At 48.7% G+C, this 12941-nt stretch carries 11 protein-coding genes; 2 read left to right on the top strand and 9 right to left on the bottom strand.

Features of this window, described 5'->3' with window-relative positions; all coding sequences use genetic code 11:
* Positions 1-138: 138 nt before the first annotated feature.
* Together crcB and SYN6312_RS14900 are read right to left on the bottom strand one after the other, a co-directional pair.
* Positions 139-522, bottom strand: a complete 384-nt coding sequence (gene crcB, locus SYN6312_RS14895; protein WP_015125727.1) for a fluoride efflux transporter CrcB — start codon at positions 520-522, stop codon at positions 139-141.
* Between the two features lie 90 nt (positions 523-612).
* Complete coding sequence (locus SYN6312_RS14900; RefSeq protein WP_015125728.1) at positions 613-1026, bottom strand: gamma-glutamylcyclotransferase; 414 nt, start codon at positions 1024-1026, stop codon at positions 613-615.
* A gap of 80 nt (positions 1027-1106) precedes the next feature.
* Here SYN6312_RS14900 and bchM point away from each other — a divergent pair, with 80 nt between their 5' ends.
* The gene (gene bchM / locus SYN6312_RS14905) at positions 1107-1817 is read left to right on the top strand and encodes a magnesium protoporphyrin IX methyltransferase (protein WP_015125729.1); all 711 of its coding nucleotides are present in this window, start codon (positions 1107-1109) and stop codon (positions 1815-1817) included.
* A gap of 17 nt (positions 1818-1834) precedes the next feature.
* On the opposite strand, the gene SYN6312_RS14910 is transcribed toward bchM, so the two are convergent.
* The 5 genes from SYN6312_RS14910 to SYN6312_RS14925 form a co-directional block, all read right to left on the bottom strand.
* Positions 1835-3067, bottom strand: coding sequence for a DUF445 domain-containing protein (locus SYN6312_RS14910; protein WP_015125730.1), 1233 nt, complete (start codon positions 3065-3067; stop codon positions 1835-1837).
* Positions 3068-3351: 284 nt separating this feature from the next.
* A complete protein-coding gene (locus SYN6312_RS20790) occupies positions 3352-3480 on the bottom strand; it encodes a hypothetical protein (RefSeq protein WP_256377480.1) in 129 nt (42 codons plus the stop codon).
* A 14-nt stretch (positions 3481-3494) separates the two neighbouring features.
* A complete protein-coding gene (locus tag SYN6312_RS14915) occupies positions 3495-5225 on the bottom strand; it encodes an AarF/ABC1/UbiB kinase family protein (RefSeq protein WP_015125731.1) in 1731 nt (576 codons plus the stop codon).
* Positions 5226-5944: 719 nt separating this feature from the next.
* Positions 5945-8089, bottom strand: a complete 2145-nt coding sequence (locus SYN6312_RS14920; protein WP_015125732.1) for a polyribonucleotide nucleotidyltransferase — start codon at positions 8087-8089, stop codon at positions 5945-5947.
* Positions 8090-8242: 153 nt separating this feature from the next.
* The gene (locus SYN6312_RS14925; protein ID WP_015125733.1) at positions 8243-8758 is read right to left on the bottom strand and encodes a GNAT family N-acetyltransferase; all 516 of its coding nucleotides are present in this window, start codon (positions 8756-8758) and stop codon (positions 8243-8245) included.
* A gap of 127 nt (positions 8759-8885) precedes the next feature.
* Here SYN6312_RS14925 and SYN6312_RS14930 point away from each other — a divergent pair, with 127 nt between their 5' ends.
* Positions 8886-11501 (top strand): TIGR03960 family B12-binding radical SAM protein, encoded by a 2616-nt coding sequence (locus SYN6312_RS14930; protein ID WP_015125734.1) that lies wholly within the window; start codon positions 8886-8888, stop codon positions 11499-11501.
* A gap of 1 nt (position 11502) precedes the next feature.
* Here SYN6312_RS14930 and SYN6312_RS14935 read toward each other — a convergent pair whose 3' ends face one another.
* Both SYN6312_RS14935 and SYN6312_RS14940 read right to left on the bottom strand, forming a co-directional pair.
* Positions 11503-12069 carry a Uma2 family endonuclease gene (locus SYN6312_RS14935; protein WP_015125735.1) on the bottom strand — a complete coding sequence of 189 codons (567 nt, stop codon included), beginning with the start codon at positions 12067-12069 and terminating at the stop codon, positions 11503-11505.
* Positions 12070-12207: 138 nt separating this feature from the next.
* Positions 12208-12882: a Uma2 family endonuclease gene (locus tag SYN6312_RS14940; protein ID WP_015125736.1), complete on the bottom strand. Its 675-nt coding sequence runs from the start codon at positions 12880-12882 to the stop codon at positions 12208-12210.
* Between the last annotated feature and the right edge of the window lie 59 nt (positions 12883-12941).

The raw sequence follows: 12941 nt of genomic DNA on the forward strand, positions 1-12941 counted from the left end.
GAGAATACGGCTATGGTAACGGATTCTTTACCGTTGTTACAGTTCTAGTGTACTCCAGGCCCTACCTGAGAATCTGAGGATACAATTTTGGCCTAGAGGGAGTTAAGGATTGTCCCGCAGTGTTGTGATTGGCCCGAGTCAAAACCAATGCTGCCCCAGCAGGACTCCCAATTCCCCAGCCCCCAGGCCAGCCAAAGGACTCCCAATGCCATAGAGCCAATTTTTCTGTCCCACCCGATTTCGTCCCAAGTTAACCGTATCTAAGGCATAGGTGGAGAAGGTGGTATAGGCTCCCAAAAATCCCGTTAGGATCATCAACTTCATCCCAGGGGGTAAGGAGGATGCCCAAGGCCACATCGCTACGAATCCAATTAAAAACGCGCCAGAAACATTAACCATCAAGGTTCCCCAGGGAAAGTTTCCCCCCCACTGTTTCAACGCCCAAAGACTGAGGTAATAACGGCATAAAGCCCCAGGGACAGCCCCAACCGCTACCCAGGCCGGATCGGGAATATTGATCATAAGCACTAGAGATTTATTTAAGAGTTTGATTATAAGTTGCCTGTGGTCATAATTGGCTGCGGCCCAACTCCACTCATTACCCCCAACGGGCTAGATCTTCGGCCATTCTCCATTGGGTAACCACTGCCCATGCTCTCGTTTGACCCGTTCGAGTCCCATGACATAGACCCAGGCCCCGCCTAAATCTGCCCCACTCAAGCTCCATACCCGTTGCCAGATCCGTTGATAATGATTTTGGTCTGGGGCGGCTTGGGGATTATAGCCTTCATAATCATCAAGGGTTGCCATCAGGCCCGGAACATTTTCAAAAATTAGGAGGATACCCCTTACCCGGCCGGACTCCTTCGTCATGGCAGGATAGCCAGCCTGGGGGAGATGATAAATCCGTCCAGAGGTTTGAGCCGGTTGGATGTGGGGATTATGGGCCTGGCAAAACTGATGAAAGCCCCGATAACCAGGCTTTAATGTGCCATAAACAAAAAAATGTTGACGGGAATCGGCCATGTCACCCCTGCCCCTCTTTCTCCCCAGGCCCTTAAAATAAAGTGCGGACGATTGCTAATTTTTCCCTAGCCCAGGCCCCTATGACCCCTATCAAGCCTCCAACCCCTGAACAGACTGACGACAAGACCATTGTGCAGAATTACTTTAACACCGTTGGCTTTGATCGCTGGCGGCGGATCTATGGTGATGGGGAAGTCAACAAAGTCCAGGCGGATATTCGTACCGGCCATCAACAAACCATTGACACCGTGATTAGCTGGATGAAGGCCGATACCAATATGGCTGGCAAGTTAATCTGTGATGCGGGCTGTGGTGTTGGCAGTTTAACCATTCCCTTAGCAGCTACCGGAGCGAGAATCTATGCCAGTGATCTATCCGAAAAAATGGTCACGGAAGCCAAAGAACGGGCGGCGGCTACTCTAGAGCGCACCGATAATTTAATTTTCTCAGTTTCAGATTTAGAAACCTTGCGGGGTGAGTACCACACGGTGATCTGCCTGGATGTGTTGATCCACTATCCCGAAGATAAGGCCCAGGCCATGATTGCCCATCTTACTAGTCTCGCCAGCCATCGTTTAATCCTCAGCTTTGCCCCAAAAACCACCGCCTATACCATTCTCAAAAAAATTGGTGAGTTTTTTCCCGGCCCTAGCAAAGCCACTCGCGCCTACCTCCATCGGGAGTCAGAAATTGTCAAGATACTCACCAGTCTAGGTTGGCGGATTGAGCGGAATGCCATGACGAAGACTCAATTTTACTTCTCGCGACTCCTAGAGGCCTGGCGAATTTGAGGGGACTCAATACCTGATTAACCCTGCCAGGCCAGAAATAGTGTTTGCCCCAACCCAATCAGAAAGCCTAACACGCCTCCTAAGTTGACAATAGCCTGGAGTTCGGTTTTAACAATGCCTTGAATGGCGGCTTCTAAGTTTTCCGGCGAGGTGGCCTTCACCCGTTCCATAATCACCGTGTCTAAATCCAAAATCGGGATGGCTTTTTCTACGATCATTTCTAAATCCCGTTCTAAATAGCGTTCCAAAACCAAGGCTAAATCTTCGCTAACGACAGCCAAAGATTGGGTCAAGGTTGTTGAACTTTTGAGGCGATTGAGAATCGTTAATGCCATGTGATCCCAATCCACGGTTTGACTAAATCCCTGCACAAATTGCAAGCCTTGCCGTTGGATATAGTCCCGCACACTGTGTTGGAACAAGACTCGTAATTGGCGGGTTGTCGCAATCGGTAAACTCTGTAAAGTAATGTTTTGTAGCGATTCCAACAAGCGTTCTCGAATTCCCAAGGCAATAATTAGATCCCCTAACCGCTGGTTACATTCCTCTCGTTCATGAACACAATAGTCCCGCAAGCGAACCAGTGTATTCCTGGCCCCAAAGAGATTAGCTAATATCCAATAGGTGCCACTGGTTTTTTCCCGTAACCGTTCATCTAAAATTTCGATGTTGCGATCCGTTAAAAAATCAATCAGGGCAATCCGTAATCGATCTGGGGGTAAGACCACTTGCAAGAGCCAATCGGCTAACTTCCCGGCCTGGTCCTCACTAAATTGCAACTCCACTAGAACTTGGTCAAAAATTTGGTTTAATTGAGTCTCTAAAAAATCATTGCGCCGGGCCCAGGCCTTGACTAAACGGGGTAAACTTTGTCCAAATAAGTCTCGGAGAATATTAGCTAAAACTTGGGCTGAACGCTGTTCGGTTTGGCTTTTGACTTGCTCTAAGGTCAGTTCTAATAACCAAAAAATTGCCGCTTTAACCCGTTCAGTTTGCAGGAGCCGCCGGGCCAGATTCTCTAATTCCTCTGGGGTTAACAAAGAGCCTAAAATAGCATCAGCAATCCGGCGGGCCAGACGTTCTTGATTACGCGGAATCAGGCCTGGGGTAAAGGGAAGTTGATAGTCCCCAATTTTAACTGGCCGATAGGGCTTAAACAACATGGAAATGGCTAAATCGTTGGTGAAGTAGCCAATTACCCCCCCCGCAATCGGTGGCACAATTAAGTTAATCAGAGAGTTACTAACCAAGGGATTGACTCATTACCCGACTGACTTCCTCTCTAATCTGGAGTGGATGCAATGATGATCTCAATATACCGAAAACTGTTTCTGCCACAGCCATTTTAGAGCCTTACCTCTCTGTCTTTTTACTTATCCTCCCCTTCTACTTCAATCACCTCATGGTTTGAGTTCCGCTAGTCGAATTGAACCTCAACCCGCAAGCCAGGCCGGAGATGCGCAAAACTCTGCAACCCATCGTCATAGTCACTTACAGAAGTAACAAAAAATTTAATACCTTGAGAAACGAAAGATTAGCTATGCCGATCAACAGACTCAATTAATCCCCTGACCTCATTATCGGCCATCACCACTGGACTGAGCATCAGTACCCCACTTACCAGGCCGAGTCCAACCAGGATCGCCTTGGAAAACTGAAGCATCCGATTCAAACGTCCTAACTAGCCACAGGTACACCTGATTCAAGCCGGTTTCCAGCCATTGCCCCGGTTAAAGCTCCCAAGGCCACATCCATCAAGGAAAAAGGCGGTAAATCAGCTTTGACTAAGTTCCAGAGTCGCTGAACTTCCTCGGTATGGAGCCGATCATCTTCCGTCAGAGCCAACACAATTTGCCGCCGGAGATATTTACCCTCTTCTGACATTAGAAATTGCAGCCCCATCGTGGCAGTGGGGACCATATCAAAATGGGTATCTGTGCGGGCAATGGTGATCAGGTTTTCTAAGCGTTGCCATTGGAGTCTGCCATCCTTAAATAAAACATCCAACAATCGCCGCCGCAACTGAGGAGACTCACCCCGTAACAATCGCCGGGCAATGTAGGGATAGCTCACATCCACAATCCGAAAATCAGAATTTAAGCAGAGGGCAATCCCTTCCTGAGTCACTAGTGAGCGAATAATCAAGGCAAACTTGGCCGGCACTCGGAACGGATACTCAAACATCAGCTCGGAAAAGCGATCCGTAATAGTTTTGAAATTAAAATCACTCACACTGGAGCCGACTATACTGCCTAAAACATCTTCTAAGGCGGGAATAATCGGATTAATGTCTGTTTCTGGACTGAGAAATCCGAGTTTAATAAAATCCTGGGCTAACTGAGCATAATCTTTATTGACTAGATGCACCACCGCGTCCACAAGACTTTCCTTGGTCGCCTCCTCCAGTTGATCCATCATGCCAAAGTCAATGTAGGCCATCCGGCCATCGGCCAGGGCAAACAGGTTTCCAGGATGGGGATCCGCATGGAAAAAACCAAATTCTAGCAGTTGCCGTAAACCTGAAATAACCCCAACCCGAATGAGTTGATCTGGGTCTGCTCCGGCATCAACAATACATTGAGTTTGAGAGAGCTTCAGGCCATTGATCCACTCCAGGGTTAACACTCGTTGGGTTGTGTAGCGCCAGTAAATTTTGGGGACTTTCACCGTTGGGTCATCACGGAAATTCCGGGCAAAAGTTTCGGCATTATGGCCTTCGTTAATGTAGTCAATTTCTTCAAAAAGCTTGCGGCCAAATTCATCGACAATGTCCCGGAGGTCATGGCCTAAATTCAGGGGTAGAAACGGCCCAAACCAGTTCACCAATAGTCGGAGTAGGTATAAATCTTTGGTGAGGACAGGCAGGAGGTTGGGGCGTTGGACTTTGACCGCAACATCTTCCCCGGTATGGAGCTTGGCCCGATACACCTGCCCTAAACTGGCGGCGGCCACTGGGTCGATGGAAAATTCGGCATAGGCTTCGGCTAAGGACAAACTGAGCTCCCGCTCAATGATGGCTCGAGCCATGTCGTTGGAGAATGGCGGAAGTTTGTCTTGGAGTAAAGTTAATTCGTCTAGATAATTCCGGTTAATCAGATCTGGGCGGGTGGAGAGGGCCTGACCAACCTTAATAAAAGTGGGCCCGAGCTTAATTAAGAGTTGCCGCAATTGCATCGCCCGGATTGGCAAATTTTCTTCCGTTTGATTAAACCACTCATCCCAGCGAAGTTTGCACCAAAAAAGGGTGAACAAGGCAATGATGCGGAAGAGGCGACCAAAGGTTAGCCAAGGACGGAATCCGTAGTAACGATTGAGGGACTGGGGATCATATTTACGAACCGGCCAAGCGTAACGATTTTGAGTCTCAGGGGCCCACGTAGGACGCACAGAACTGACCGTAATTGTCATAGAAGCATTGCCTGTCAATCGAGAATACGGAGATAGCGATGGCCACACCTTCACGGTACAATAAGCCCTCTGAAGAAGAAGCTATATTCTTGCCGAAAAATGATGCACCAAAGCCGAGGAAAACAAAGCTTAGCAATAGAGGAAAAAGATTCTGAGAGAGATCCGTGATCCCCATCTAAACCTGCCCCCTAATCAGACCTGTTTGCCTAAGCTTAGTATAGAAAACTACACAAATGCTGGCGATTTGTAACCTTTTTCTTAGTAAATCTTTGCAACCTACACGGAGAGCTTAAATTCTACCCCTATGGCCTGGGAAAAGTAGATCGGGTGAATATGAATGTGCTGAATCTAGGGTTACCCATTGGAAGATTTCATAGAGCGGCGTTTTTACCTATGGCGTTACTATTTAGGGCGCTTATTGGGACAAGTCAGAAAATGCTTTATGGGCAGTCTTTTTAAGATTTCTACTCTCTCAGAACAGTCTGCATAACGCGATAGATTGGGGTTCGTTCACAGGCCGCTTGCTGGCAGAGTGCCAAAATCATCATGATTCAGAACAATCTGCGTAAGCCTGTAGAGATTGACTGTAAAGATGCTGTCAGCGAGGGGGCAATCTAGAGTTCCAGGCAGCTTAGTGCAGCAGGGATAGATTTGTTACCAACGGACTGCGGCTCTCCCTGATGGCCCACTCGACTATTTAGAGTATTCTCCCTTGAGTTTTATTCAGCAACCACTGTTCGGGCCGCCACCGCTTCATCGGGATGGATGCCTAAGCGCGTTAGGTTAACCCGACCGCGTGGATCAATTTCGCGAATTTTGACGATGACTTCATCCCCAACGTTCACTTCATCTTCCACTTTGCCAACTCGGTATTCGGCCAATTGGGAAATATGAATCATCCCTTCTTTATTGGGCAGAAATTCAACAAAGGCCCCAATCGGAATGACGCGAGTGACTTTGCCGAGGAAGACATCGCCCGTGTTGATTTTGCGGGTTAGGCCTTGGATGATGCTGCGGGCCCGTTTGGCTTTGTCTTCATCAATGGCGGAAACCGTGACCGTGCCATCATCCTGAATATCCACCTTGGCTCCGGTTTCCTCGGTGATGCTTTTGATCATCTTTCCGCCCGGCCCGATGACGAGACCAATCAACTCCGGTTCAATTTTGAAGGAGATCAGGCGCGGGGCAAAAGGAGAGAGATGACTGCGGCTAGTAGGTAAACAGGCCAGCATTTTTTCCAAGATGTGGAGACGGGCTGGGCGGGCTTGTTGGATGGCCTGGGTAATCACATCGAGGGGTAAACCCGTAATTTTCATGTCCATTTGCAGGGCCGTAATCCCGGTTTCCGTTCCAGCTACTTTGAAGTCCATATCCCCAAGGAAATCTTCAATTCCCTGAATATCCGTGAGAATGCGGACTTCTTCCCCTTCTTTAATCAGTCCCATCGCCGCGCCACTGACGGGTTTGAGAATGGGAACGCCTGCATCCATCAAGGCTAAGGTTGAACCACAGACAGACCCCATCGAAGTCGAACCATCAGACGAAAGCACTTCTGAGACCACCCGGATTACATAGGGAAATTCTTGTTGGGGGGGTAAAACAGGAATTAAGGCCCGCTCCGCCAAGGCTCCGTGCCCAATCTCCCGCCGGCCTGGAGAGCGCATTGGGCGAGCTTCACCGACTGAGTAGGGCGGAAAATTGTAGTGGTGGAGATACCGTTTTTCTTCATCAGGGTGGAGATCGTCCATTTCCTGGGCATCACCGGGAGTCCCCAAGGTCACCACCGACATGACTTGAGTCAGACCCCGATTAAACAGGCCGGTGCCATGAACCCGAGTCGGCAAAACCCCGACATCACAACTAATCGGGCGAACTTCATCCAGTTTGCGACCATCAACCCGCACGCCTTTTTCGATAATCTGTTGGCGCATCAGTTTTTTGGTGACACTCTTAAACAGGGTGGGCAGGGCTTTGGGTGAGGCAGTAGCAGCGGTATAGACTGGATCGGTTTCATCGAGGGCGTTAATATCTTGTCCAATCGCGGCCTGGACTTCATCGAGGGCAGCATCCCGGATTGTTTTGGGTTCAAAGCGTTGGAGAACTTCTTGAATGGGGCCTGCGGCTTTTTGGTAGATGAAATCTTGCAGGGTGGGGTCGAGGGTTGGGGCTGCCACTTCAATCAGGGGAATTCCTAGCTCGGCCAATAAATCTCGCTGGGCCTGGATGAGGTCGCGAACCACTTCATAGCCAAAGTCAATGGCTTCGATGACATCTTGTTCCGGCAGTTGATTCGCTCCAGCTTCCACCATGACCACACCCGCATCGGTGCCAGCCACGACTAAGTCCAGATCACCCGCTTCAATTTCGGCGTAAGTCGGATTAATAATAAAGTCATCGCCGACCAGGCCAACCCGCACCGCCGCCATCGGCCCATTAAAGGGAATTTGCCCTAAAAGAACAGCAATGGAAGCTCCTGTTACAGCCAAAACATCGGGGGGAACCTGTTCATCCATCGAAACCGTGGTGGCAACAATTTGAATATCCGTCCGGAGCCAACTGGGAAATAGGGGCCGCATGGGGCGATCAATTAACCGACCTGTCAAAATAGCCTTTTCCGGAGGCCGGCCTTCTCGCCGTAAAAAACCTCCCGGAATCCGACCGGCTGCATAGAGGCGTTCTTCGTAATCGACCGTTAAGGGTAAGAAATCAATGCCATCTCGTGTTCCGGCCTGGGTTGCGGTGACTAAGACAGCGGTATTCCCGGAACGAACTAAGACAGCACCATCGGCCTGGGGTGCAAAACAGCCAATTGTCAAATGCAGATCCCGCCCATCTAGGGGGATCACTTTTTCCAGTTTTGTCATTTCTGGGTTGTCTCTTTTTACTTTTGTGCTTCTCTTACTTTATTCGATTTGGATGAACACCGGAAAATTCTTCAAGATGCAGGGGTTCACCAACAAGACCGAGCAACCTGATCATTAAGTCTAGGTCTCAAAAGCCAATTATGCACTGATGTGTCATTCAAGCTCTTGAAATGCAGGGAGATATTGAATCGTGCCTTGAGAATCTCTGAGACAGCCTAAATTTAACTCTAATACCATAAAGTACTCATCAGGCACATCGAACTCACAGGCCAGGCGATGGAACTGACTTGTGACAAATCCAAAACGTTGGTAGTAGTTCGGATCACCGAGGACAACAATAGCCGCAACTCCTGCTAACTTGAGCGACTCTAAACTTTGAGAAATTAAACGCTGGCCAATACCCTTCCGTTGCCAATCGGGGAGAACCGCCACTGGAGCCAGGCCAAGCAGGGAGAGATGCTCTGGAGACTGCCCTAAAATTCTGACGGGACTGAAAAAGACATGGCCCACCACTTGCCCCTGAACCACCGCCACAAATGAGTACGTCCCAACCAGGCCCCGGAGTTTGTTAACTAGTTCTGCTTCAGACCCGCGACCAAAGGCTAATTCATTGACTCTCTGCACTTGGGGAATATCCGCAGGCTGTTCGGGGCAAATTTTTAGCTCCATGGGTCATAACCGAAAGGCTTCATGCTTAATCATCGGCTGGATATTACTGATTTGCCAGCGGGGCCTGGGCTAGAGTGGAGATTGCGAGATCGTACGCAGCCGTCCTTGAAATTTGGATCAAAAAACTATGGCCGTAGCAGTCGAATCCTTATTAACCGCAGACATTGCCAAACCAGGCCGGTATTTAGGCAAAGAATTAGGAGCGGTTCATAAAGCATGGAACTCGGCCACGGTGCGCTGGGCCTTGACCTATCCAGAAGTCTATGAAGTCGGAGCCTCGAACCTGGGCCATATTATTCTCTACAACATCCTCAATGCTCAAGCCCAACAACTCTGTGATCGGGCCTATTTACCGGGGGGAGATTTAGCCGCCAAGTTACGGGAAACAGATACGCCCTTATTTGCAGTGGAATCGCGGCGATTTTTAGGGGAATTTGACATTTTGGGGTTTAGCCTCAGCTATGAATTGGGCGCGACTAACATCCTGGAAATGCTGGATTTAGCCCAGATTCCCTTGACATGGGCGGAACGTCAAACGGCTTCCATTACCGAAATTCCCTTGATTTTTGCCGGGGGACAAACCGCCACATCGAACCCCGAACCCTATGCCGACTTTTTTGACTTTTTTGCCCTGGGGGATGGGGAAGAGGTTTTGCCGGAAATTGGCGAGGTGGTGGCTCAAGGCAAAGCAGCGGGGTTAAATCGGGTGGAATTACTCCTGAACCTAGCCCAAGTGCCAGGGGTCTATGTCCCACGGTTTTATCAGCGAACTGAGTCTGGTGCGGTTGTTCGATGCCGTGAGGATGTCCCCGAAAAAATTCTTCGCCGTGTGGCCACCCCCAGGCCGGAGTTTTCCATTGGTTTAGTCCCTTTTGTTGAGACGGTGCATGATCGGTTGACGGTGGAAATTCGCCGAGGTTGTACGCGGGGATGTCGGTTTTGCCAGCCGGGAATGTTAACGCGACCGGCCCGTGATGTGGATCCGGATCAGGTGATTGAAACGATTGAAAAAGGGATGCGGGCTACGGGCTATAACGAGTTTTCCTTACTGTCTCTGAGTTGTTCTGATTATTTAGCCTTGCCAGCGGTGGGCCTGGAAATTAAAAACCGGCTCAAGGATGAAAATATTTCCCTCTCATTACCCAGTCAGCGGGTGGATCGCTTCGATGAAAACATTGCCCATATTCTCGGCGGAACCCGTCAAGGCAGCATTACCTTTGCCCCAGAGGCCGGAACCCAGCGTTTGCGGGACATTATCAACAAGGGCCTGACCAATGAGGAACTCCTGCGCGGTGTAAAAACAGCCTATGAACAGGGTTGGGATAAGGTCAAACTTTATTTCATGATTGGCCTGCCGGGGGAACTTGATGCCGATGTCTTGGGCATTGCTGAGATGATTCGCTGGCTGAAGTCAGAATGTTGGCAAAAGGGCCGCAAAGCGATGAGTTTTAATGTCACGATTTCTAACTTCACACCCAAACCTCACACTCCTTTTCAATGGCATTCGGTTTCAACGGAAGAATTTACGCGCAAACAGGAGTTACTCCGGGCCGAATTGCGGACGATCCGGGGCTTGAAAGTGAACTTTACCGATGTCAGAATCTCGGCGATGGAGGATTTTGTCGGGCGCGGCGATCGGCGATTGGGTCAGGTGATTGCCAAGGCCTGGGAATTGGGGGCACGGGAAGATTCCTGGTGGGAAAGTGTGGAGCGAGCTTACGGGGCCTGGACAGATGCGATTGATCAAGCCGGATTAAGTTGGGAATACCGGAAAGTGGCTGCCGGAGAATGGAATATTTTTGAATCACAACCCGATGAATCCCAGGCCAAGACGACCAAAGAAATCCTGGCTGATTGGAATCTCAATGCGCCCTTGCCTTGGGATCACATTGATACGGGGGTGAGCAAACGCTGGTTAAAAACTGACTTGAAAAAAGCTCTCGAAGCCGTAGTTGTGCCGGATTGCTCCTTTGATGCCTGTTACAGTTGCGGCGTGTGTGGCTCTGAGTTTGGCCATAATGTCGTTGTGCCACCGTTACCGATTCCCGAATTCCAAGGACAGCCCCAGGCCCACGGTGAGCGGATTCAACGTTTACGGGTGTGGTTTGGCAAATTGGGGGATTTAGCCCTCATCAGTCATTTGGATTTGTTGCGCTTATTTGATCGGGCCTTACGCCGGGCCAGCTTACCGATTTCCTTTACCAATGGGTTTCATCCTTCGCCCCGAATTGCCCCGGCCAATGCCTTACCGTTGGGAATGACAAGTACGGGTGAAATTGTGGATTTTGAATTGTGGCAAACTTGTGATTCGGTTGAATTTCAGGCCCGATTAGCGGCCCAACTCCCAACCGATTTACCACTTTATGATGTGCAGGAAATTCCCCTATCTGCTCCCTCTGCCACGCAAATTTTAGATCAAGCTGAATATGTTTTAACCGTGAATTGTGAAGGGGAAGAAAGCGGGGCCTGGAAAGACTGGGTTGAGGAAATTCTGAATGCACCTGAGTTTCCCCATGAAACCAAAACAAAATCAGGTAAAAAGAAACAGGTGAATTTACGAGAGCGATTATTTGAAATTGAATTATTAGAAACTAACTCTCAAGCCAAGATGCGCTATGTGGGCAGTTGTCGCAATGATGGCACACTTTTACGGCCAGAGCATTTAGTGATGATGTTAGAAACTGTTGCGGGAATACCTATCTCATTACAAAAGGCAGAGCGAGTAAGAATGATTCTGGTTTAGATTAAAAATCCCAGGCCTCGAACAATTCATTTACAGCCATGGAAAAACCTGGAACAATATCTTCTCCATCCAAGGAATCACCCATGCCTAACAACTGATCTGGCTCAGAACTGTGATAAACCAAAATAGATCGCTCACTTGGATCAACTTTCCACAATAGACGCGTCCCATTGGCAAAATACTCGACGATTTTTTGGTGCATTTCTTCGACCGTATTTCCAGGCGATAGAATCTCCACAACCAGATCCGGCGCACCCTCAAAAAATCCCCTTAAGGGGCGACTCAACCCCCTTAGACGCTCCCGACCAATAAAGCCAATGTCAGGGGATCGTTTATTACCATTTTTTAGTGTAAAAGCCGTGCTAGAGTCACAAATTGCCCCTAACTTATTTTTACGTACAAAGATTGTTAATTCTGCCAACAAAATAGAAGCAAAATAGCCATGCTCCATCCCCGAATTACCCATATCCACCACCTCCCCGTTCACCAACTCATAACGATGGCCATCACTGGGCAAGTCCATAAATTCTGCATCTGTCCAGGTTTTCGACTCCAGCGCAACAGTCATTTATACCCCTCCTGCTCAACGATAAAAAACACAATCCCCTTAATCCCAATTCAGCATTGCCCCCAGGCCAATTACTTTATTCTTACTAGTTTTTAATACACTACTTTTATGAATAGTAATCGAAATAATGGCACACCTTTAGGATTTTTGATTTTGTAATTTCTGGCAAAACTCAACATATCGATCACACTTCAATTGTTCCTGCTGTCTTGCCAAAACATCAAGCAAATTGTGCTCAAGCATGGATGCGAGGGCCAAGACCAGGCCTGGAAATGTTTTACTCTCAATTAGTCCACGTTCATTAGGGAGCAAGGAAACATACCGTCCTTCCTGCAAATAAAGCCAATCAATCTGGTGATCATAAACCCGCCAAACAATATATTCCTTAACTCCATGGCGGCGATAGACTTCTAGTTTGTCATGTAAATCGTAGGAAAATGTCGATCCCGCAATTTCAACAATTAACTCTGGTGCGCCCTCAATATAATCGTCTTTGCTAATGTGTGATTGTCCGCCGGACTCTGTTTCAATACGAAGCAGTGCATCGGGTTGGGGTTCGTTATCTGCATCTAAACGAATCGTGGCATTATCGGCCAATTCAATGCCGGGCGTATTCGCTGCATAAAGAGCCAACCAACCGATAATGTAGCTATGGGGTAAACCATGGGAACGATATCGTAACGCTGCGGCCATGAATACCACTCCATTAATTAATTCCAGTTTTTTGGGGGCTGCCGGGATATTAGCTCGCGCCTCAAACTCATAGCGGTTCATCCGGTCGCCATTTTCTAGGGGAGGAATCTGAGTTTTCATGGCAGTTGATCAAGCAGGAAGTCAAACAAGTTTTAACTGAAAATTCTAGCAAGCGTTAC

Source organism: Synechococcus sp. PCC 6312, from assembly GCF_000316685.1.
Classification (GTDB): domain Bacteria; phylum Cyanobacteriota; class Cyanobacteriia; order Thermosynechococcales; family Thermosynechococcaceae; genus Pseudocalidococcus.

What these genes read in the sequence shown, in the direction of transcription:
- crcB (WP_015125727.1), bottom strand. Translation starts at nt 522, where the DNA reads ATGATCAATATTCCCGATCCGGCCTGGGTAGCGGTTGGGGCTGTCCCT.
- SYN6312_RS14900 (WP_015125728.1), bottom strand. Translation starts at nt 1,026, where the DNA reads ATGGCCGATTCCCGTCAACATTTTTTTGTTTATGGCACATTAAAGCCT.
- bchM (WP_015125729.1), top strand. Translation starts at nt 1,107, where the DNA reads ATGACCCCTATCAAGCCTCCAACCCCTGAACAGACTGACGACAAGACC.
- SYN6312_RS20790 (WP_256377480.1), bottom strand. Translation starts at nt 3,480, where the DNA reads ATGCTTCAGTTTTCCAAGGCGATCCTGGTTGGACTCGGCCTGGTAAGT.
- SYN6312_RS14915 (WP_015125731.1), bottom strand. Translation starts at nt 5,225, where the DNA reads ATGACAATTACGGTCAGTTCTGTGCGTCCTACGTGGGCCCCTGAGACT.
- SYN6312_RS14920 (WP_015125732.1), bottom strand. Translation starts at nt 8,089, where the DNA reads ATGACAAAACTGGAAAAAGTGATCCCCCTAGATGGGCGGGATCTGCAT.
- SYN6312_RS14925 (WP_015125733.1), bottom strand. Translation starts at nt 8,758, where the DNA reads ATGGAGCTAAAAATTTGCCCCGAACAGCCTGCGGATATTCCCCAAGTG.
- SYN6312_RS14930 (WP_015125734.1), top strand. Translation starts at nt 8,886, where the DNA reads ATGGCCGTAGCAGTCGAATCCTTATTAACCGCAGACATTGCCAAACCA.
- SYN6312_RS14935 (WP_015125735.1), bottom strand. Translation starts at nt 12,069, where the DNA reads ATGACTGTTGCGCTGGAGTCGAAAACCTGGACAGATGCAGAATTTATG.
- SYN6312_RS14940 (WP_015125736.1), bottom strand. Translation starts at nt 12,882, where the DNA reads ATGAAAACTCAGATTCCTCCCCTAGAAAATGGCGACCGGATGAACCGC.